Source organism: Mycolicibacterium alvei (assembly GCF_010727325.1).
Taxonomy (GTDB): Bacteria; Actinomycetota; Actinomycetes; order Mycobacteriales; family Mycobacteriaceae; genus Mycobacterium; species Mycobacterium alvei.
The window spans coordinates 3,948,082-3,966,569 of record NZ_AP022565.1; the positions used below are offsets into that span (position 1 = coordinate 3,948,082).

22 protein-coding genes are annotated in these 18,488 nt (G+C 66.9%); 7 read left to right on the plus strand and 15 right to left on the minus strand.

The window, feature by feature from the left end:
* Positions 1–157 precede the first annotated feature (157 nt).
* Entirely contained in the window at positions 158–862 is a 705-nt protein-coding gene (locus G6N44_RS18800; protein ID WP_163666480.1) for a hypothetical protein, read from the plus strand.
* A 454-nt stretch (positions 863–1,316) separates the two neighbouring features.
* On the opposite strand, the gene G6N44_RS18805 is transcribed toward G6N44_RS18800, so the two are convergent.
* Positions 1,317–2,168 carry an LLM class F420-dependent oxidoreductase gene (locus tag G6N44_RS18805; RefSeq protein WP_163666482.1) on the minus strand — a complete coding sequence of 284 codons (852 nt, stop codon included), beginning with the start codon at positions 2,166–2,168 and terminating at the stop codon, positions 1,317–1,319.
* 145 nt (positions 2,169–2,313) lie between these two features.
* On the opposite strand from G6N44_RS18805, the gene G6N44_RS18810 reads away from it, so the two are divergent.
* On the plus strand, positions 2,314–3,660 hold the full coding sequence (locus tag G6N44_RS18810; protein ID WP_163666484.1) for an NAD-dependent succinate-semialdehyde dehydrogenase: 1,347 nt from the start codon (positions 2,314–2,316) through the stop codon (positions 3,658–3,660).
* Here G6N44_RS18810 and G6N44_RS18815 read toward each other — a convergent pair.
* Positions 3,653–5,281 carry a SulP family inorganic anion transporter gene (locus G6N44_RS18815; protein ID WP_235682810.1) on the minus strand — a complete coding sequence of 543 codons (1,629 nt, stop codon included), beginning with the start codon at positions 5,279–5,281 and terminating at the stop codon, positions 3,653–3,655. The genes G6N44_RS18810 and G6N44_RS18815 overlap by 8 nt on opposite strands.
* Positions 5,278–5,655, minus strand: a complete 378-nt coding sequence (locus G6N44_RS18820; protein WP_163670143.1) for an ArsR/SmtB family transcription factor — start codon at positions 5,653–5,655, stop codon at positions 5,278–5,280. The genes G6N44_RS18815 and G6N44_RS18820 overlap by 4 nt, the downstream gene beginning before the upstream one ends.
* Before the next feature lie 86 nt (positions 5,656–5,741).
* Here G6N44_RS18820 and G6N44_RS18825 point away from each other — a divergent pair, with 86 nt between their 5' ends.
* Positions 5,742–6,746, plus strand: coding sequence for a PHP domain-containing protein (locus tag G6N44_RS18825; RefSeq protein ID WP_163666486.1), 1,005 nt, complete (start codon positions 5,742–5,744; stop codon positions 6,744–6,746).
* Between the two features lie 3 nt (positions 6,747–6,749).
* Here the strand turns inward: G6N44_RS18825 and G6N44_RS18830 are convergent, their stop codons facing one another.
* On the minus strand, positions 6,750–7,040 hold the full coding sequence (locus G6N44_RS18830) for a YiaA/YiaB family inner membrane protein (RefSeq protein ID WP_163666488.1): 291 nt from the start codon (positions 7,038–7,040) through the stop codon (positions 6,750–6,752).
* 61 nt (positions 7,041–7,101) lie between these two features.
* Positions 7,102–7,719, minus strand: a complete 618-nt coding sequence (locus tag G6N44_RS18835) for a TetR/AcrR family transcriptional regulator (RefSeq protein WP_163666490.1) — start codon at positions 7,717–7,719, stop codon at positions 7,102–7,104.
* A gap of 60 nt (positions 7,720–7,779) precedes the next feature.
* Here G6N44_RS18835 and G6N44_RS18840 point away from each other — a divergent pair, with 60 nt between their 5' ends.
* Together G6N44_RS18840 and G6N44_RS18845 are read left to right on the plus strand one after the other, a co-directional pair.
* On the plus strand, positions 7,780–8,940 hold the full coding sequence (locus G6N44_RS18840; RefSeq protein WP_163666492.1) for an FAD-dependent oxidoreductase: 1,161 nt from the start codon (positions 7,780–7,782) through the stop codon (positions 8,938–8,940).
* Positions 8,886–9,317 (plus strand): hypothetical protein, encoded by a 432-nt coding sequence (locus tag G6N44_RS18845; RefSeq protein WP_163666494.1) that lies wholly within the window; start codon positions 8,886–8,888, stop codon positions 9,315–9,317. The genes G6N44_RS18840 and G6N44_RS18845 overlap by 55 nt, the downstream gene beginning before the upstream one ends.
* Positions 9,318–9,347: 30 nt before the next feature.
* Here G6N44_RS18845 and dinB read toward each other — a convergent pair whose 3' ends face one another.
* Positions 9,348–10,565, minus strand: a complete 1,218-nt coding sequence (gene dinB / locus G6N44_RS18850; RefSeq protein WP_163666496.1) for a DNA polymerase IV — start codon at positions 10,563–10,565, stop codon at positions 9,348–9,350.
* A gap of 24 nt (positions 10,566–10,589) precedes the next feature.
* Positions 10,590–11,231: a TetR/AcrR family transcriptional regulator gene (locus tag G6N44_RS18855; protein ID WP_163666498.1), complete on the minus strand. Its 642-nt coding sequence runs from the start codon at positions 11,229–11,231 to the stop codon at positions 10,590–10,592.
* A gap of 79 nt (positions 11,232–11,310) precedes the next feature.
* Between G6N44_RS18855 and G6N44_RS18860 the strand changes: the two genes are divergently transcribed.
* Positions 11,311–12,780 carry a flavin-containing monooxygenase gene (locus tag G6N44_RS18860; RefSeq protein WP_163666500.1) on the plus strand — a complete coding sequence of 490 codons (1,470 nt, stop codon included), beginning with the start codon at positions 11,311–11,313 and terminating at the stop codon, positions 12,778–12,780.
* Between the two features lie 6 nt (positions 12,781–12,786).
* Here G6N44_RS18860 and rraA read toward each other — a convergent pair whose 3' ends face one another.
* The 8 genes from rraA to G6N44_RS18900 form a co-directional block, all read right to left on the minus strand.
* Positions 12,787–13,266 (minus strand): ribonuclease E activity regulator RraA, encoded by a 480-nt coding sequence (gene rraA, locus G6N44_RS18865; protein ID WP_163666502.1) that lies wholly within the window; start codon positions 13,264–13,266, stop codon positions 12,787–12,789.
* Between the two features lie 18 nt (positions 13,267–13,284).
* Positions 13,285–13,779: a hypothetical protein gene (locus G6N44_RS18870; RefSeq protein WP_163666504.1), complete on the minus strand. Its 495-nt coding sequence runs from the start codon at positions 13,777–13,779 to the stop codon at positions 13,285–13,287.
* Between the two features lie 90 nt (positions 13,780–13,869).
* Positions 13,870–14,724: a CopD family protein gene (locus G6N44_RS18875; protein WP_235682811.1), complete on the minus strand. Its 855-nt coding sequence runs from the start codon at positions 14,722–14,724 to the stop codon at positions 13,870–13,872.
* Positions 14,700–15,206, minus strand: coding sequence for a copper resistance CopC family protein (locus tag G6N44_RS18880; RefSeq protein WP_163666507.1), 507 nt, complete (start codon positions 15,204–15,206; stop codon positions 14,700–14,702). The genes G6N44_RS18875 and G6N44_RS18880 overlap by 25 nt, the downstream gene beginning before the upstream one ends.
* Positions 15,203–15,892: a YcnI family copper-binding membrane protein gene (locus G6N44_RS18885; protein WP_163666510.1), complete on the minus strand. Its 690-nt coding sequence runs from the start codon at positions 15,890–15,892 to the stop codon at positions 15,203–15,205. Before G6N44_RS18885 ends, G6N44_RS18880 begins: the two co-directional genes overlap by 4 nt.
* Before the next feature lie 37 nt (positions 15,893–15,929).
* Positions 15,930–16,451, minus strand: coding sequence for a hypothetical protein (locus tag G6N44_RS18890; protein ID WP_163666512.1), 522 nt, complete (start codon positions 16,449–16,451; stop codon positions 15,930–15,932).
* A 9-nt stretch (positions 16,452–16,460) separates the two neighbouring features.
* Positions 16,461–17,117, minus strand: coding sequence for a DUF6474 family protein (locus tag G6N44_RS18895; RefSeq protein WP_163670147.1), 657 nt, complete (start codon positions 17,115–17,117; stop codon positions 16,461–16,463).
* 586 nt (positions 17,118–17,703) lie between these two features.
* Positions 17,704–17,973 (minus strand): hypothetical protein, encoded by a 270-nt coding sequence (locus G6N44_RS18900; protein WP_163666514.1) that lies wholly within the window; start codon positions 17,971–17,973, stop codon positions 17,704–17,706.
* On the opposite strand from G6N44_RS18900, the gene G6N44_RS18905 reads away from it, so the two are divergent.
* A complete protein-coding gene (locus G6N44_RS18905; RefSeq protein WP_163666516.1) occupies positions 17,972–18,433 on the plus strand; it encodes a hypothetical protein in 462 nt (153 codons plus the stop codon). The genes G6N44_RS18900 and G6N44_RS18905 overlap by 2 nt on opposite strands.
* The last annotated feature ends 55 nt before the right edge of the window (positions 18,434–18,488 follow it).

Genomic DNA, 18,488 nt, shown 5'->3' on the forward strand with positions numbered 1-18,488 from the left:
GACCCATGTCCGTGGGCCAGCCGCTGGCATCGAGTGGCACGGCCCTCGCAGGTCTGCATTGGGCAAGTTCGCCGGACCCGTCCAGTACTACACCGTCTGAGCCTCGTGCCCGCACGTCGAACACGTACCACCGGCTTAGCGAGGAAGGATGGGGAGCATGACGTTGAGTTTCATCGGCTCCTGGGGTGAGCGGCTCGAGTCCGAGTCAGAATCGGCCGAGCGTATGCAGCGGTCGTGGGAGGCGTTCCCTCAGGAGTGCGGCGTCTACACGCCGTGGTCGTTGCAGTTGTACCCAGAAGGCGAGTTGCGGCTGCAACCCGTGCCCGCAGACGACCTCGGCGCGATCGTCGACGCCGTCCGGTTGGTCACTGAGAGGATCAACGAGGGTCCACGAACCGCGCCCGGATTTTATCTCCAATTCGTGCGGGAACAGCTGGATGCGCCTGTTGTTACCGCGGGTGGGCCGCTCTTCTCGTACGACGTGCGGTGCGGCTTCGAGGGCCCGCGTGCGCCGCGCAACCATGTACTTTTTCAGCTGGACCCCGCCGCAAGCGGTCCTTCCGATGAGCACCAGGTGGTGCGCGACTATCTCAGTGCCCTAGTGCGGGCGTGGGAGGCAGACCATGTCTCGGTGTCCCCGCTCACTTTTCTCAAGGCGCAGCGCCACAAAACTCCGCAGGTACGTGTCGGTTGGATGACGTACATCCGAGACAACGTCACATTGGATACCTCCCTCGTGCCGGAGGAAGTGCACATCGAGGCGGGTGACGGTGGGCGGTACCTGACGCTCTCGGGGACCCCGCAAGAGCCTTCGCTCGACCAGGCGTTGGCGATCCGAGGGGCACTCGGCTACGCCACCTGATCCAACATTGACCGTGTAGGTAGAGCTGCTCCCACTTCGTCACGTCAGAGTGGCTCTCGTTGTCGGGCGTTGCGCTGGCGTGGCATTGGGCGGGAAAAGTCGTCACTCTAGACACATCCGCCCCACAAAAAACATCTGATCTTTGCCCGGCGTGCCTCGCGCGGTTTGCCGGATGTCGGGTATCTAATGACGTGGTGAGAACGCTGCGGTAACGTACAACCACGGGTACAGCAACTAGTAATTCGCAGGAGTGATCGCCGTGTACATCAACCCGATCAATCGGTCACGGATGAGTCGTATTGCCTGGTCATTGTTCCGTCATCCAATGAAATGCCGTGAATTCCCGGCCAAGAACGAGCGCCTGGTCACGGCCGACGAGCTACTTCGCTTCGGGTTCTGACGGGTATCCGTCCCCTCGGGTCCGGTGGACCCGCACCCCGTTGCTGTTCGCTGGTCAGTGGGTCAGCTGACCAGAATCCCTGATCGCCTCCGCCAACGGTTCCAGCACGGCCGGATCGTAGGGCAACGGCAGGTAGATGATCGCCAGATCCAGGCCCTCGGCGCCGAGGGCCGCGGCCTCGGCAACCACCTTCGCGTAATCGCGATCCGCACCGAGGCGCACGTGCGCCGACAGGGTGATCTCCTTGGGATCGCGGCCGATATCGGCGCAGTGCGCGGCAAGCACATCGCGCTTGCGGGCGAACTCCTCAGGCGGACCGCCGACGAAGTTCCAGTGATCGGCGTACTTCGCGGTGATCCGCAGCGTCCGCTTCTCACCGCTACCGCCGATACAGAACGGCGGATGCGGTTGCTGGGGGCCCTTGGGCTCGTTGCGGGCATCCTTGAGTTGATAGAACTTGCCGTCGAACGTCGTCGTCTCCTGCGTCAGCAGTCCCTTGAGAACCTCGCAGGCCTCCTCGAACCGGTCGAAGCGCTCCTTGATCGAGCCCAGTTCGATTCCGTAAGCGTCCGACTCCTCCTCGTTCCAGCCGGCGCCGATGCCGAACTCGAGGCGACCGCCCGAGACAATGTCGAGTGCCGAAGCCATATTCGCCAGCACGGCGGGATGGCGGTAGTGAATACCGGTGACGAGCACGCCGACGCGCAACCGCTCGGTGGCCTGGGCCAGCGCGGTCAGCGTCGTCCAGCCTTCCAGGCAGGGGCCGGCGGGGTCGGAGAAGATCGGATAGAAGTGGTCGAACGTCCAGCCGGATTCGAAGACCTCGATCGGATCGGCTGCTTTCCAGATGGCCAGCATGTCGGCCCAGGTGGTGTTCTGCGGGGAGGTTTTGAAGGCGAAGCGCACGTCTTCACAAACTAGTCGCCCCGAAGAATTCATTCCGGACAATCCGCACTGCACTGATTACACATCTTCGGAGCCGCCTGGCCACTGCAATCGGTAGTGTCGGGCAGGGAACGATGCGGAATCCGCGATCCATCTGGGAGTGAACATGAGCGAATACGCTGTCACCGATCCGGCGACCGCAAAGGTAGTCGCCACCTACCCGACCTCGACCGACGCCGAGATCCAGGCCGCGATCGAGGCTGCCGCCAAGACCGGCCGCACCTGGGCGCGCACGACCACGGTGGCCGAGCGGGCCGCGCTGATCGGGAAGGTCGCCGCCCTGCACGAGCAGCGCCGCGAACAACTCGCCGACGTCATCGTCCGCGAAATGGGCAAGCCGCGCGACCAGGCACTGGGCGAGGTCGAATTCAGCGCCGCCATCTACCAGTACTACGCCGACAACGCGGAGACGTTCCTCGCCGACGAGGAGATCACCCTGCTCGACGGCGAAGGCACCGCAGTGGTCAAGCGAGGCCCGGTCGGTGTGCTGCTCGGCATCATGCCGTGGAACTATCCCTACTACCAGGTCGCCCGCTTCGCCGGTCCAAACCTGATCGTGGGCAACACAATTCTGCTCAAGCATGCCCCGCAGTGCCCCGAATCCGCCGAGCTGCTGCAGCTGATCTTCCTGGAGGCCGGATTGCCGCAAGGCGCCTATGTCGACATCCGTGCCACCAACGACCAGGTCGCCGAGATCATCGCCGACCCCCGGGTGGCGGCGGTGTCCCTGACGGGTTCCGAGCGGGCGGGCGCCGCGGTGGCCGAGATCGCCGGCCGCAACCTCAAGAAGTGCGTGCTGGAACTCGGCGGCTCCGATCCGTTCATCCTGCTGTCCACCGACGATCTCGACGCGACCGTGCAATCTGCGGTCGAGGGACGGATGGAGAACACCGGACAGGCCTGCAACGCCGCCAAGCGGTTCATCGTCGCGGAGGACATCTACGACGACTTCCTGACCAAGTTCACCGACAAGCTGCTGGCCGCCGCCGACGGAATTGCGCCGCTCTCTTCGGAGTTGGCCGCCGACAGGCTTGAGCAGCAGGTCAGGGCCGCCGTCGAGCAGGGAGCGAAGCTGACCTCGGCGGGTGAGCGTCGCGGTGCCTTCTACCCGCCGGCCGTGCTCACCGGAGTCACCGAGGACAATGATGCCTACCGTCAGGAACTGTTCGGTCCGGTGGCCGTCGTGTACAAGGCGGGTTCCGAAGATGAGGCCATCGCCATCGCCAACGACACCCCGTTCGGGTTGGGGTCCTACGTCTTCACCACCGACGCGGATCAGGCCGCCCGGGTGGCCGATCGGATCGATGCGGGCATGGTGTTCGTCAACGCCGTCGGCGCCGAAGGGGTCGAGTTGCCGTTCGGCGGTATCAAGCGGTCCGGCTTCGGGCGGGAGCTGGGCAAGTTCGGCATGGACGAGTTCGTGAACAAGAAGCTGATCCGCACGGTCAGCTGACGTGTGAGCGGGCATGCTCGATCGCTTCATCGAGCGAATCGAGCAGATGGTTTTCGTGTCGCAGTGACTCGAACACGCCGACGTTGGTCAGCAACTCGGCGTGTTCGGGGCGAACACCCTTGATGATCACCGTGATACCGCGCGACTCCAGTTCGGTCGCGATCTCGGCGAGGGTGTGCGCACCGGTGGCGTCGAGCATGCCCAGCTGTGACATCCGGATGATGACGACCGAGGTCTGCGGATGCTCGGTATCCGTGATTGTATTCGAAATGCGTTCGGCCGCACCGAAGAACATCGCACCGTCAAGTCGTAGCAGTGCGATCTGATCATCACCGGGCAGCCTCGGGCCGGGTAGCTGCTCGCGCACGACGCTGCTGCGCCGAGCCACCGTGCGCAACGCGAAGAACGCGGCCACCACGATGCCGATCTCGACGGCCTCGATCAGGTCGAAGCACACGGTCACCGCGGCGGTCAGCACGAAGATCAGGGCGTCGGATCGAGTGGAGTGCAGGATCTTCCGGATCGTGGTGGCCGAGATCATCCGGAACGACGTCACCATCAGCACGCCGGACAGCGCGGCGAGCGGGATGGTCGAAACCGGTCCGGTCGCCAGATACACCACGGCCAGCAGCACCAGCGAGTGCACGATGGCCGCGAGCCGGGTCTTCGCACCGGACCGCACGTTGACCGCGGTTCTGGCGATCGCGCCGGTCGCGGGCATGCCGCCGAACACCCCTGAGGCCACCGAAGCCAGCCCCTGCCCGACCAACTCGCGGTCGGGATCGTACGGCCCGGTCGGCGACATCGTTGCCGCGACCCGCGCCGAGAGCAGCGATTCGATGGCCGCCAGGGCGGCAATGGCCAGCGCGGCGCCGAGCAGGGTGCGCACCGCGCTCAGGTCGGCGTGGGGGAGCACCGGGGTGGGCAGATGCGACGGCAACTCACCGATCGCGACGACGGGGAGGTGCAGCACGCTGACCGCGACCGTGGCGACGATCACCGCCGTCAACGACTCGGGGATCGAGCGGTGCAACCGGGGAAGCATCACCATGAGCAGCGCGACAACAGCCACCACGCCAAGGGTTTTCGCGGCGGCGGACCAGTCGGCGTGGACGACGACGTTGATCGCGGCGGGTAGCGTGCGTTCACCGGCCGGCGCCTGCTGTGCGAAGGCTGCGGGCACCTGCTGCAGGAAGATGATGGTCGCGATACCGAGGGTGAACCCCTCGATCACCGGCCACGGGATGAACGTCACCGCCCGGCCCAGTCCGGTGACGCCGGCGGCCAACACGATCAGGCCTGCGACCACCGTCACCACTGCGATGCTGCCGAGTCCGTGTTGCGCAACGATCGGGGCAAGCACCACCGCCATGGCGCCCGTTGGCCCCGATACCTGCACACGCGAGCCGCCGAACACGGCTGCCACCAACCCGGCCACCACGGCCGTGACCAACCCTGCCGCGGCCCCGACCCCCGAGCTGATGCCGAACGCCAACGCCAACGGCAGAGCCACCACCCCGACCGTCACGCCGGCGAGGACGTCGCGGCGCCAGGAGCGCGGCAGGTCCGCATAGTCGTCGCGCTGCGGCAGCAACCGAGCGATCGTCCCGGTGGTTATCACGATTGTTGCCTGATCGGAGGCAGGGTCTGCAGCGTCTCCAACTGATCACGCTGCGCACCGAGGGTATCGGCCAGGAAGGTCCGGGCGATCACCAGCAACTCGGAGATCTTGGGGTGTGCGAGTTCGTAGAACACCGCGTTACCGATGCGCCGGCCGTTGACCACATGGTGCCGCTTGAGGACCGCCAGGTGCTGGGACAGCAGCGTCGGCTCGATCCCCGTCTCGGCGAGGATCTCGCTGACCGGAGTGGGGTCATTAGTGGCCGAAAGGATTTCGAGGACCCTGATCCGCGCCGGATGGGCCAGCGCTTTGAACAGGTTGGCCTTGATCTCATACAGGGGTTGTTCGGGGCTGCCGAGGAAACTGGGCACGATTCCACCTGATGGCTTGATGGATTGAAGAAATATTCAAACCACTGTAGCCGGATGCCCGGGCATGCTGCAACCGGCACACTGGACCCATGGATCCGGTGACCGCGCTACGCCAGATCGCGTACTACAAGGACCGTGCCCGCGAAGATCCGCGACGGGTGATGGCCTACCGCAATGCCGCCGACGTCGTCGAAGCGCTGACCGATGCGCAACGGGAGCGGCTGGGGGCGTCGAACGGTTGGCAGTCGCTGCCGAGGGTGGGACCCAAGACCGCGAAGGTGATCGCTCAGGCCTGGGCCGGCCGGGAGCCCGACACGCTCGTCGAATTACGTTCGGCGGCCGAGGATCTCGGTGGCGGCGAGGTGCGTGCCGCGCTGCGTGGCGACTTGCATGTGCACTCGAACTGGTCGGACGGATCCGCCCCGATCGAGGAAATGATGCTGGCCGCGCGCGATCTCGGCCATGAGTACTGTGCGCTGACCGACCACTCACCGCGGCTCCGAGTGGCCAACGGGTTGTCCCCGGAACGGTTGCGCGAGCAACTCGACGTCATCGACGAGCTGCGCGAACTCGTGGCACCGATGCACATTCTCACCGGGATCGAGGTCGACATCCTCGAAGACGGGGCTCTGGACCAGGAACCCGAGCTGCTGGAGCGGCTCGACGTCGTGGTGGCCAGTGTGCACTCCAAACTCGCCATGGATTCGGCGGCCATGACCCGGCGCATGGTCAAGGCCGTCTCGAACCCGCACACCGATGTTCTCGGGCACTGCACCGGACGCCTGGTCACCGGTGGGCGCGGGGTGCGGCCCGAATCGAAGTTCGACGCCGAGAAGGTCTTCACCGCCTGCCTCGACCACGGCACCGCCGTCGAGATCAATTCACGACCGGAGCGGCGTGACCCACCGACCCGGCTGCTGAAGCTGGCGCTGGAGATCGGCTGCCTGTTCAGCATCGCCACCGATTCCCACGCGCCCGGCCAGCTGGAGTTCCTCGGCTACGGAGCCCAGCGGGCCCTGGACGCGGAGGTGCCGATCGAACGGATCGTCAACACCTGGCCGGCCACGCGGCTGTCTGAGTGGGCTGCCGGCTGAGGCTCAGGTTCCCGAGGTGAACGGATCATGCTCGGCAAGAAGCCTTTCCATGCGTGCCTCGTCCAGTCGAACCCGAACGGTGGTCGCCTCCTGCTGATCGCGGATCACCTTCGCCAGGGTGAAGCTGCTGGTGACGAGGAACAGGACCGACATTCCCAGGAACATCCGCTGCCAGGTGTCGATCGGTAGGAAGAAGATTCCGCCGAGCGCGCCGAGGAAACTCACTCCGAAGGCGATGGCGGCCTGAAGAGAGAATGCCGCGGTGACTTTCGAGCTGTCGTTGAGTGCGATCATGTGCGAAAGCCTGGCGGACAACGGGATTCCCCGGATGCGTGAGACTACTCAGATCTCGCGCTCAATTGCGCTGCCACGGCCGCAACGCGATCGCGATGGCCCGCTGCAAGGCGAGGGCGCGGGCCTCGTGGGCCGCAGGTATGCCGCTGTCGACCATCGCCTGGACGGCGCCGGTTACCGCGCCGACGAAGGCCCCGACGATGGCACCCGCGGCGACGGTGTCCAGCTCGTCCGCGTACGCCGCCTGCAGGTGCTGCGCGATCTCCCGCTGAGCGTCGAGCTGGTACTGCAGTGCGCGGCCCCGAATCGACGGAATGGTTTGAATCAGCCTGAATTGCAGCGCGCCCTGCTTGTCGGCGAAGTCGTGGCCACCTTCGATCACCGAGCCGAGGGCCCGCAGCAGCACATCGGCCGGACGATCCTCGGGGCTGCGCCCGGCGATGGCGTCGATGGCAGCCTGCACCCGGGCATCGGCACCGGGCAACAACACATCGTCCTTGCTGGCGAAATAGCTGAAGAACGTGCGTGGCGCGATATCGGCGGCCGCCGCGATATCCGCCACCGTCGTGCCGTCGTATCCGTTGGCGGCGAACAGCGTGAGCGCGGCGTCGACGATGGCGGCACGGGTGCGCTCACGCTTGCGCTCGCGTAGCGAGGCGGCGGCGGTATCGGCGGGCATGAATCGAGTGTATAACTGCAATCAGTGCAATATTGCACTGACTGCAAGAAAGGCGCTGAGATGAAGACAGTGCTCATCGTGGGTGCAGGGGTGGCCGGCTCGTCGGCAGCGTACTGGCTGGCCCGCCTCGGAATGACCGTCACCGTCGTCGAACGCGCCGGTCAGGACCGCTCCAGCGGTAGTCCGGTCGACGTGCGGGGCGCGGCCTACAGCGTCGCGGAGCGGATGGGAGTGCTGCCTGCGCTGAGGTCTGCGTCGACCCGGGTCACCGGGCTCAGTGCCGTAGACCGGCGCGACCGGCGCATCGGGTGGGCGCCGATGCAGCTGGGGAACGCAATCGAGATTCCCCGTAGCGATCTGGCCGCCATCCTCGCCGACGCCGGGCGCGACGCCGCCGAATACCGGTACGGCGACACCGTCACCTCACTGCACCAGGGCGGAGCCGGGGTCGAGGTCACCTTCGAGCATGCCGGCCCGCAGGAATTCGACCTGGTGGTGGGCGCCGACGGGTTGCATTCGCGGGTAAGGGAATTGGTGTTCGGGACGGGCTTCATCGAGCACCTCGGCATGTACGTCGCCACCGTCGACCTGGCCGAGGCGGCGGACGGCGACACCGTCCTGATGTACAACGAGCCCGGACGCCTGGCCGCGGTGCATCCGGCCACCGGTCGCGGCATCGCCGCGTTCATCTTCCGTCACCCGGGCCTGCCGGACTTCGACCATCGCGACTCGTCGGCGCACAAGGACGTCGTCGCCGACACATACGCGGACATGGGGTGGCGGGTGCCCGACCTGCTGCGGCAGATGCGGGCAGCCACCGACATCTACTTCGACTCGGTCAGTCGTGTCCGCATGGATACCTGGTCGTGTGGGCGGATCGGTCTGCTCGGTGACGCCGCCTCCTGCGTATCGCTGCTCGGGGACGGATCAAGCCTGGCAATCGCCGGTGCGGCAACACTTTCCCAGTGTGTGGCGGCCAGCCGTGATGACCCCGCGACGGCACTGCGCGAATATGAGCGGCGACACCGCCGCCTCGTCATGCCGCGGCAGCGCTGGATGGGTCCGGGTTCCCGCATGCTCGTCCCGGCCACCGCGTCCGGTGTGCTGGCGCGCAATACCGCACTGCGGGTGACTGGCGGTATTCGACAAGCTCGTACACTCACGCGATGCATGCGGAACTCGGCATCGACACCGTCATCACCCTCCTCTCCGCCGGCCTGATCTTCCTGCTGGCCCTGGTGCTCGGGGTATGGAAGTACCGGCAGATGGCGACCAGCGAGAACCACCTGGCCCACCCGTACGTCGACATCGCCCACCGGGCCGCCCTGCTGTACTCCTTCGCAACACTGCTGATCGCGGTGTTCGTCGAACTCAGCGCCTGGCCCACCTGGGTGAACCTCACCGCCGCGATGGTGCTCGTGTTCTTCTTCGTCGTCGCGATCGGAAGCTACATCGAGCACGGCGCCAAGCGAGACACCACGAACCAGTTCGAACACCCCACCGGGGCCCTGCACGCCGGCATGGTGGCGCTGATCGTGGGTGAGGTCGGCGGATTCGCGGTCCTGCTGGCCGGATTCGTTGCCGGGCAACTCGTTTAGCAGGGCAGCTGCTCTAGTAGGGCAGCTGTTCTAGTAAGGCAATGTCGGCATCTCCACACCTGGATCGCGGCCGACCAGCACGCCACGGGTCAACATCGCATTGCCGAACCGCTGACGTATCTGGTCGATCGCGCCGTCGACGGCCACCGGATCCGGTTCTGACTCGAAGGGCAACTCCAACTGCTGACTGCCCTGGTGGTCGATATTCGAGACCGCGAAACCGATCAGCGTCAGTCCGCGTTCGGCGATCAAGGGCGCCGCGGCTGTCACCAGCGCTCGGGCCGCGGCCAGGACCGCGTCAGTCGAGGCGGTGGCCCGGGGCATGGTGTGCGACCGACTCGCCCGGCCGAAATCATCGAAGCGCAAGCGCAATACGACGGTCCGCCCGGTCCGTCCGACCGCACGCAATCGGCGGGTGATGCGGTCGACGAGGTTGATCACCACGACATCCACCTCCGCAGCCGACATGGTGTTGCCGCGCCGCCCCAGCGCACGTTGGGCTCCGATCGAACTGCGCCGCACTCCCGTCGTCACCCGCCGTCGATCGATGTTGCGCGACAACGCATACAGCTGCCGTGCCATCGCGCTGCCGACCATGGAACGCAGGGCCGACTCGGGCAGCTCGGCCACATCGGCGACGGTCTCGATCCCGTGGGCGTGGAGCTTCTCGGCGGTCTTGGCGCCCACGCCCCACAGCCGGCGCACCGGCAGCGGATGCAGGAAAGCCAACTCGCGATCGGGTGGCACCAGCAGCAGGCCGTCCGGCTTGGCGACCTGGCTGGCCACCTTGGCCAGGAACTTGGTGCGTGCGATGCCGACAGTGATGGGCAGGCCCACCTGCTCGCTGACCTGCTCGCGTAGCCGTCGGGCGATCTCCACCGGCGTGCCCGACACCCGGCCCAACCCGGACACGTCGAGAAACGCCTCGTCCACCGACAGGGGCTCCACCACCGGCGTGGTGTCGTGGAAGACCTCGAACACGTGCCCGCTGGCCTCCGAATACGCCGACATCCGTGGCGGCACGACGATGGCCTGCGGGCACAGCGCCCGGGCCTGGCCACCGCTCATCGCCGTACGAACCCCGAAGGCCTTGGCCTCGTAACTGGCCGCCAGCACCACACCGCCGCCGACGATCACCGGGCGGCCGCGCAGCTTCGGATCGTCGCGCTGCTCGACCGATGCGTAGAACGAATCGAGATCGGCGTGCAGGATAGCGGCCGACACGGTGTGAGAACCCGACACGAACATATGTTCGCATAGTCGGCGGACGGGTCAGCGGGCCTCGCCGTAGATACTGGTCAGCCAGATGTGGGCGAGGGTGTCGACCACCTTGTCGGACGCGACCCCGGGTTGTTCGGCGCTCAGGGCCGCCATCATCGTCCGCTCGTTCATCAGGTTGAGTGACGTCGCGAGGTCCATCGCCGGAATGGTCTCCGGGGCGGCACCGCGTTCCCGTTCGGCGGCGATCAGGGCTGCGGTCAGGTTGATCCACTTCTGCATGAGCCCGGCCCAGAACGCACGGACCTCCGGGATGCTGTTGAGTGCCTCGGTGCCGGCGCGGGCGGTGGCCGGATCCGACCCGAACGAGCTGAAAAAGATCTCGATGCCCCGGCGGATCGCCCGCTCGGGATCGGCGGGCATGGCCTCCAGCGCGCTGTCGAAGCCGGTGTCCGCGCGCTTGATCAATGGATCGAGCAACGACAGCACGACCGCATCCTTGGACGGGAAGTAGAAATAGAACGTCGGCCGCGAGATTCCGGCGCCTTTGGCCAGGTCGTCGACCGAGATGTCGGCGAACTTCTTGGTCTCCAGCAGCTGCCTGGCGGTCGCGAGGATCGCCGCCTCGCGGTCGTCGCCCGACGGACGGGCGGCACGTCGACCGCGCGGGGCGCGGGTCGTGCTGGAGCTGGTCACAAGCAAGAAGCCTAACACTGCGTTGAGTTTCTCAACGTACTGTTGACCGACTCAACACCGTGTTGATACCGTCGGTCCCATGACCGAACATTTCGATGTTGTGATCGTCGGCGCCGGTATCTCCGGCATCAGCACGGCCTGGCACCTGCAGGACCGTTGCCCCACCAAGAGCTACGTGATCCTTGAGCGCCGGGAGAACATCGGCGGCACCTGGGACCTGTTCAAATACCCGGGTATCCGCTCCGACTCGGACATGTTCACGCTCGGGTTCCGGTTCAAGCCGTGGGAGTCGGCCAAGTCGATTGCCGACGGCCAGTCGATCTGGAACTACATCAACGAGGCCGCCGACGAGAACGGCATCCGCAACCACATCCGCACGGGCCACCGCGTCGTGTCGGTGGATTGGTCCGACACTGACAATCGCTGGACCATCAATGCCGAGGTGGACGGCGAAGCCAAGCAGATCACCGCGTCGTTCCTGTCGGTGTGCAGCGGCTACTACAACTACGACGAGGGGTACTCGCCCGAGTTCCCGGGGTCCGAGAACTTCAAGGGCCAGATCATCCACCCGCAGCACTGGCCCGAGGACCTGGACTACGCGGGCAAGAACGTCGTGGTCATCGGCTCCGGTGCCACCGCCATCACGCTCATCCCGTCGCTGGTCGACGGCGGCGTCGGGCACGTCACGATGCTGCAGCGGTCACCCACCTACGTCGGATCCCTGCCACTGGTCGATCCGGTGGCCGTGAAGACCAACAAATACCTGCCGAAGAATCTGGCGCACTTCGTCAACCGTTGGAAGCAGATCGGTTACAGCACCGGCCAGTACCAGGTCGCGCGCCGTTTCCCGTCGATCTTCAAGCAGTTCCTGCGCAAGATGGGAACCCGCCGCCTGCCGGAGGGCTTCGACTACGACACGCACTTCAGCCCCAGCTACGCCCCGTGGGACGAGCGAGTCTGTCTGGCCCCCAACGGTGATCTGTTCAAGGCCATCCGCTCGGGCAAGGCCGGCGTCGTGACCGACACCATCGACACCTTCACCGAGACCGGCATCAAACTCACCTCCGGTGAGGAACTGCAGGCCGACATCATCGTCACCGCGACCGGTTTGAACATGCAGTTGTTCGGTGGCGCGGTCGCGTACCGCAACGGCGAGCCGATCGACCTGACCGGGTCCATGACCTACAAGGGCCTCATGCTCTCGGGCGTGCCGAACATGGCTATCACCTTCGGGTACACCAACGCGTCCTGGACCCTCAAGGCCGACCTGGTGTCCGAGTTCATCTGCCGTGTGCTGAACTACATGGACGCCAACGGTTTCGACCGCGTCGAGCCGCAACACCCCGGTGGCAGTGTCGACGAGCTGCCGTTCATGGACTTCACCCCGGGCTACTTCCGGCGGGCCATGGACACGCTGCCCAAGTCGGGCTCGGCAGCCCCGTGGAAGCTCAAGCAGAACTACTTCTTCGACATGCGCACGATCCGGTACGGCAAGGTCGACGAGGAGTCGCTGCTGTTCACCAAACACCGTGCCGCCGTAACGGTTTAACTCGCGCTAAGGGGTGACCACCACGATGCCGTCGGCGTCGCCGTAGGCGATCTCGCCCGGGACGAAGGTCACGCCGCCGAACTCCACGGGCACGTCGCGTTCACCCTCGCCGGTCTTGGTGCCCTTGCGCGGGTTGGTGCCCAACGCCTTGATCCCGACGTCGATGGTGCGCAGCGCGGCGGCATCGCGTACCGCACCGTGCACGATCACTCCGGACCAGCCGTTGTCGGCGGCCAACCCGGCGATGATGTCACCGACCAGCGCGGTGTGCAGCGAGCCGCTGCCGTCGACCACCAGCACCCCGCCGTTACCCGGGGTGGACAGGATCGACTTGAGCAGCGCGTTGTCCTGGAAGCAGCGCACCGTGGTGATCGGCCCGGCGAACATGGTCTTGCCGCCGTAGTTCTGCAACTGCAGATCACAGCTACGGACGTCCGGGTAGATCTCGTCGACCAGATCAGCGGTGGCGCGCGGTTCGATACTCACCCGGCGATTATCGCAGCCTCAGCTGTCCTCGGAATTTCGGCGGCTGAGCAAAACCAGAATCAGGGCCAAGACGCCGACGGACACCGCCACCACCAGTGGCAGTTTGGACGATGGGCTGTCGGCCAGCGGGGTCGGCACCGGACCCGACACCGGGTTTGCGGCCGATGTGACGGTCGACTTGGCTTGCGCGGCAGTCTCTTTGGCTGCCTTGGCGACGTCCGGCAACGGGATGACAGGAGCAGGTGCCGACTCGGTGGTCTGCGCGGCGGCAGGCGGGGCGGGTGGGGCTTTCTTGGCCGGAGCTTTCTTGGCCGGGGCCTTCTTGGTGGCCTTAGCGGGAGCCTTCTTCGCCGCTGCCTTCTTGGCGGGTGCCTTCTTCGCAGGAGTTTTCTTGGCCGGCGGAGGGCCGGGCTTGGGCGGAGCAGGATCCGCGCCGGCCGCTGACACGTCGGCCGCAGCCGGCTGAGCTGCGAGTTCGGGCTTGTCGGCGGGTTGGTCCTGCTGCTCTGCCATCAAGCTGCTCCTTTGCAGTATCTGGTGTTCCACGCCAGCGCGCTGGTCGGGGGCCGGCAGTGTTTCCCATCATGCCAGGCGCCGCGGAGGTCAACCCGTGACGGCCAAAGTCGCGGCCAGGGTGACCGCCACGGCCATGATCCCCAACTCTGCCAACGACCGGTTCTGCGACAGCGCGGCGCTACTGCGGTGCGCCCGCGCCGCGGGCAGCCACTGTGCCCGGTTGTGCCAGGCCAACACCAACAGGGCCGCGGTCACGACGACCTTGGCCGTCAATACCCGGCCGTAGCCGGTCGCCCACAGATCGGCCGCCGAGTCCAACTTGATCGCCGCTCCGGCCACGCCGGCGACCAACAGCACCCCCACGCACGACAGTGACAACTGCGAGAACCGGGGCAATACCCTGGCCCAATGACCGCGGTGCGTCACCGTGAGCACCAGCGCGGCCAGCACGCCGCACCACACTGCGGCGGCCAGTGCGTGCACCGCCACGGCCATGCCCCCGACCGGGCTCTCCGAGAGATGACCGGCCAGCGTCCTGGCCGCCATACCGACCGCGGCGAGACCGACCGACGCAACGGTGGTGGTCGCGCCCCGTGGGGCCAGGATTGCCACGCTGACCACGATCAGCGCGGCCGCGATACCGACCAGCCCCGAACGACCCGCGGTGGTAAGGAGAGCGAAGTCAGTCAGGGTGTGGATGCCGACCTGCCAGAACCCGACACCCGCGGTCTGCGCCGCCTCCGCCGTCAGTCGCACGACCTCGGTGAGCAGCCAGATCGTCGCGACCAATCCGAGCGGCCCGGCGGCCCGGCGGCGCAACTCGGCGCGGTAGCGGTCTGATTCGAGCAGTGGCACGGCGGCCAGCCCGAGGGTGACGATGGCGGCGCAGTCGGCCAGTGCCCGGACCAGTGCTCCGATCACCGTTGACGCCGGACCGCCCACCAGGCTCCGCCGCCGATGAGCACCACGGCGACCACCACGAACGGCCACACCATGATGCCGCCGTCGGACCGCGCCGGCTCCGACACGGCTGCTCCCGGTGTGCCGGGGCCGGCGACCGTCAGGTTGAACGACCACGATCCCGACACCACGTGCCCGTCGGCCGAGGTCGCCCGGTAGTTGACCGTGTATGTGCCGGCCGGGCCCAGCGGACGGACCCCGACGCTGAGCACTGCGCCGGCCACCGAAGGATCGCCCTCGGACCACAGGTTGTTATCCGGCCCGACCACCGTCATGTTGGCGAAGGCGGGCTGCATTGCCTCGTTGAACGTGGCGCTCACCCGCGGCGGGGAGCTGGTCAACTCGGAATGTTCGGCCGGATCGGCGGCGACCCGGGCCGCATGCGCGGACGCCGCAGGCGCCCCGAGCAAGGCGGAGGCGGCCAGGATCAGCCCGGTCAGCGTGGCAGCCAACAGCCGACTCATGATCGGCGCCGGTTCAGCAGGCTTACGACCACAGCGACGGCTGCCAGGACCAGCGCCCCGCCGGCCAGCCACCGGGCCGAGTTATCCGCGCCGGCCGCGGACTCCGCGGCGGCCGCGGTGGGCGCAGCGGTGGGCGCAGGGGGCACGTCGGTGCCGTGCTCGGTGGCGCCCGCTGCGGGAGGCGCGCCGGTCAGCGTCACCTGCGGAGCCGGATGCTCAGGCTCGCTGCCGTCGGGCAGAGGCGGCTGATCCCAGCGGACCACTGAACCGTCGGAGTCGGTCTGGGTGACCGGAAAGCTCACCGTCGCGGCGTCGGGAAGCTTGACCGACACCCGGAACAGGGCGAACTGTTCGGGCGAGATGCCGACCCCGGGTGCCGCGGTCCACGTCACCGACCGGACTGTGCCCGCCGAGGTGTCGCGGTCCAGCTTGGCGGTCCAGCCGGGCATCAGCTCGGCGCGGGCCGAGGCCACGTCGGGCAGGTCGACCGTCAACTGTGTTGTCAGCGCGCCGGTTTCGGACTCGCCAGGCACCCGGAAGGTGAGTACCGAGGTGGTCCCCGGAGTCGGATTATCGGCGTCGACGTGGACATGGGCCCAGGCCGGCGCGGCGGTGAGCAGACCGGTGGCGGCTACCGCGGCGGTCGCGAAGAGGGCGCGCGACGACGCCCCGTTGAAGGGTTGCATTCGGGAGTGTCTTTCTGGAGTTGGTCGGGTCGGATGGTCAGGCTGCGACGCGGACCGGCGGTCCTCGATGAGACACCGAAACGGCCAGGAGAAGGGCTGAGTGCAACGGCTGATCAGCGCTGCGTGCCGTGACGCAGGCCGTCGATCCCGGCGCGACCCGGCACACCCTGGCCATTACCCGCACTACCCGGGAGACCGCTGCCGAGAGGCGGGTGCCGCATGCGATCAGACCCGCGCCGAGCGATACCGCCGCCACATGCGCGCCGAACATCGCCAGACCGGGCGCGCCGTGCGCGTGACCGGCCGTGGACAACACCCCGTGCGCCAGCAGCTGGCCGGTGCTCAGCAGGCCCCACAACACCGGCACGCGGTGTGCGCCGGTCAGGGTTGCAGCCACCGTTCCCAACGTCGCCGCAAGGACCACGAGTTGGACGGCGACGGCCCCGCCCGGCACTGCACCGCCGGCGACGCCGTGAGCGGCGATGGCCAATGCGGCCGTGAGTGAGCCGACGGCCGTACCACGCAGCGAGGCTGCGGAGTCGATACGGTCGACGGTCATGGAACTGAGCTAGACCAACCCGAGCCGAGCCATCAGATCGGCATCGATGCCGTCGAGTTGGGCGGCGATCGCCGCGTGGGCACCTCGGCGACGTGGGGTCGGCATGTTCTCGGCGGCAGTCACTGCTGCGGCCAGATCGGTGAGCCGCTCGCTGATCGCCGAGACGAACTGCTTGGTCTCAGCGTCCTTGGGCTTCTTCTCGGCCACCTGTCGCAGCGTCTGCTCGGCCCCGGAAATCCGTGCGGACAGCTCAGCGCCGTGCCCGGAGAACTGACCCAGCTGGGCCAGCGGGACGCCGAGACGATCGGCACGACGCTCGTCCAGCGCGCCCCGGGCGGCCGTGGCGGCACGGTAGATCAACGGCACGAGCACTGGCGCCAGCAAACGTGTGACGGTGAGCAGGCGGCGGATCCGAGCGGGGGCGAGCAGACGCCCCTCTCGGGCTGCCTTCAACTCGGTTTCGGCCACTTTGAGGGTGTTGCGGTCGGTGTCCCGCTGCGCTTTGACCTGAGCTTTGAGGGCCCGCTGCGCTGATTTTTGATCAGCCTTGATGCGACGGGCATCGTTCTTTGCGGTGAGCCGGGCTTCCAGCTTGGCCTTGGCCTTGATGGCGCGAGCTTCGGCGCGGCGGGTGGCGCGGCTTTTTCGTCGCGTGAACAGGCCCATTCCGGTTGCCTCCCGGTCAATTCGTCGTGTGTTCGTGGTCACCGCAGAACTGCTGCAGACCCACAGTATCGTCCGGCGGATTTGCTCCGCTGCGGCTCCCCGCGATGAGCACGGGCAATCGGGCCAGCTAGCAAATTTGAACTGACCGGTTGTGTAAGAATTAGATTCATCAGTTGGAGCTGTTGGGCGGTGCGCGAAAGGGTGGTGAAAACGTGCGTTCGCGGTTGCGCGTCGCCGCCTCGACCGGTTTGGTGTTAACGGGCCTGATCATCGCCGGTGTCGGAGGGGCATTGGCATTTGCCGACCCCGATCGGGGTCGGCCTGACACCGGTCAGGGATCGTCGAGCAGTGTCGGCAGCGGCCACGATGGGCGCGACGGCAAGGACCACGGTCAAGGCCATTCCCAGGATGGCGACGACCAAGGCGAAAATGGGGACGGCAGCGGCTCGACGGGCACGCGGACGTCCCGTAAGACCACCGACCGTCCGACCACCAAGCCGACCAAGACCACGGGCCAGCCGACCAAGACAACCGGCAAACCTTCTGGAACCGGAGAACCGACCCACACCGGGCAACCGTCGGGCTCTCAGACGCCGTCGCCGACCAGGTCCGAAACGACCAGGCCGACGAAGCCGACTGAGACGACCAAGCCCACAGAGACGACCAAGCCGACCGAGACCACGAAGCCGACCGAGACCACGAAGCCGACCGAGACCACGAAGCCGACCGAGACGACCAAGCCGACCGAGACGACCGAGACCACCACCGAGACGACCTCTGGAACGTCCGAGACCATCGGGCCCTTCGTCGGCGACGCTGCCGGCGGTGGTGGCGGGGGAGGCGGAGCCCGGGGCATGTTCAACTCCCCGCGCCCACCGGACATGCAGTTGCCCGACGAGGCCGTACCACCTCCACCGGGCCTGGCCGCAGCGGCCGGGGTGCCGCCGATCGCACTTCCGGTCGTCGCCCTGCCGGTGATCGTGCCGCCGGTCGCGGTGCCATTGAGCGCTCCAGGCTCTGACGACCACGGGCCGCAGTACGGGCCACGGTCGGGACCTGACGTGCAACCCAATACCAAGATGCGCACCGAGTCGCGGCCTCCGGCCGCTGTCGGCTTGGACGCGTCGACGTCGGTGGACTTCAGGGCCGGATACGCGGACTACCTGCGTGTGGCGAGCATAAAGGAGCTCGTGGCCGTGACGCTGCCCGGCGTCACCGGGATGATGGCCCTGACCGGCCTGGGTGGGCTCGTCGGTTTCCGGCAGGCGAAAGCCGGCCGTACGGTCCCAATCGACGCCACCAGGTTCATGCGTTAGGGGTGGCCTGGGAGAATCCAGATGGCTGGAGTTGTCCAGCGTGGCTAGGAAAGGG

What these genes read in the sequence shown, in the direction of transcription:
- G6N44_RS18800 (WP_163666480.1), top strand. Translation starts at nt 158, where the DNA reads ATGACGTTGAGTTTCATCGGCTCCTGGGGTGAGCGGCTCGAGTCCGAG.
- G6N44_RS18810 (WP_163666484.1), top strand. Translation starts at nt 2,314, where the DNA reads ATGAGCGAATACGCTGTCACCGATCCGGCGACCGCAAAGGTAGTCGCC.
- G6N44_RS18825 (WP_163666486.1), top strand. Translation starts at nt 5,742, where the DNA reads ATGGATCCGGTGACCGCGCTACGCCAGATCGCGTACTACAAGGACCGT.
- G6N44_RS18830 (WP_163666488.1), bottom strand. Translation starts at nt 7,040, where the DNA reads ATGATCGCACTCAACGACAGCTCGAAAGTCACCGCGGCATTCTCTCTT.
- G6N44_RS18835 (WP_163666490.1), bottom strand. Translation starts at nt 7,719, where the DNA reads ATGCCCGCCGATACCGCCGCCGCCTCGCTACGCGAGCGCAAGCGTGAG.
- G6N44_RS18840 (WP_163666492.1), top strand. Translation starts at nt 7,780, where the DNA reads ATGAAGACAGTGCTCATCGTGGGTGCAGGGGTGGCCGGCTCGTCGGCA.
- G6N44_RS18845 (WP_163666494.1), top strand. Translation starts at nt 8,886, where the DNA reads ATGCATGCGGAACTCGGCATCGACACCGTCATCACCCTCCTCTCCGCC.
- dinB (WP_163666496.1), bottom strand. Translation starts at nt 10,565, where the DNA reads ATGTTCGTGTCGGGTTCTCACACCGTGTCGGCCGCTATCCTGCACGCC.
- G6N44_RS18860 (WP_163666500.1), top strand. Translation starts at nt 11,311, where the DNA reads ATGACCGAACATTTCGATGTTGTGATCGTCGGCGCCGGTATCTCCGGC.
- G6N44_RS18870 (WP_163666504.1), bottom strand. Translation starts at nt 13,779, where the DNA reads ATGGCAGAGCAGCAGGACCAACCCGCCGACAAGCCCGAACTCGCAGCT.
- G6N44_RS18880 (WP_163666507.1), bottom strand. Translation starts at nt 15,206, where the DNA reads ATGAGTCGGCTGTTGGCTGCCACGCTGACCGGGCTGATCCTGGCCGCC.
- G6N44_RS18885 (WP_163666510.1), bottom strand. Translation starts at nt 15,892, where the DNA reads ATGCAACCCTTCAACGGGGCGTCGTCGCGCGCCCTCTTCGCGACCGCC.
- G6N44_RS18890 (WP_163666512.1), bottom strand. Translation starts at nt 16,451, where the DNA reads ATGACCGTCGACCGTATCGACTCCGCAGCCTCGCTGCGTGGTACGGCC.
- G6N44_RS18895 (WP_163670147.1), bottom strand. Translation starts at nt 17,117, where the DNA reads ATGGGCCTGTTCACGCGACGAAAAAGCCGCGCCACCCGCCGCGCCGAA.
- G6N44_RS18905 (WP_163666516.1), top strand. Translation starts at nt 17,972, where the DNA reads ATGTTCAACTCCCCGCGCCCACCGGACATGCAGTTGCCCGACGAGGCC.
- G6N44_RS18900 (WP_163666514.1), bottom strand. Translation starts at nt 17,973, where the DNA reads ATGCCCCGGGCTCCGCCTCCCCCGCCACCACCGCCGGCAGCGTCGCCG.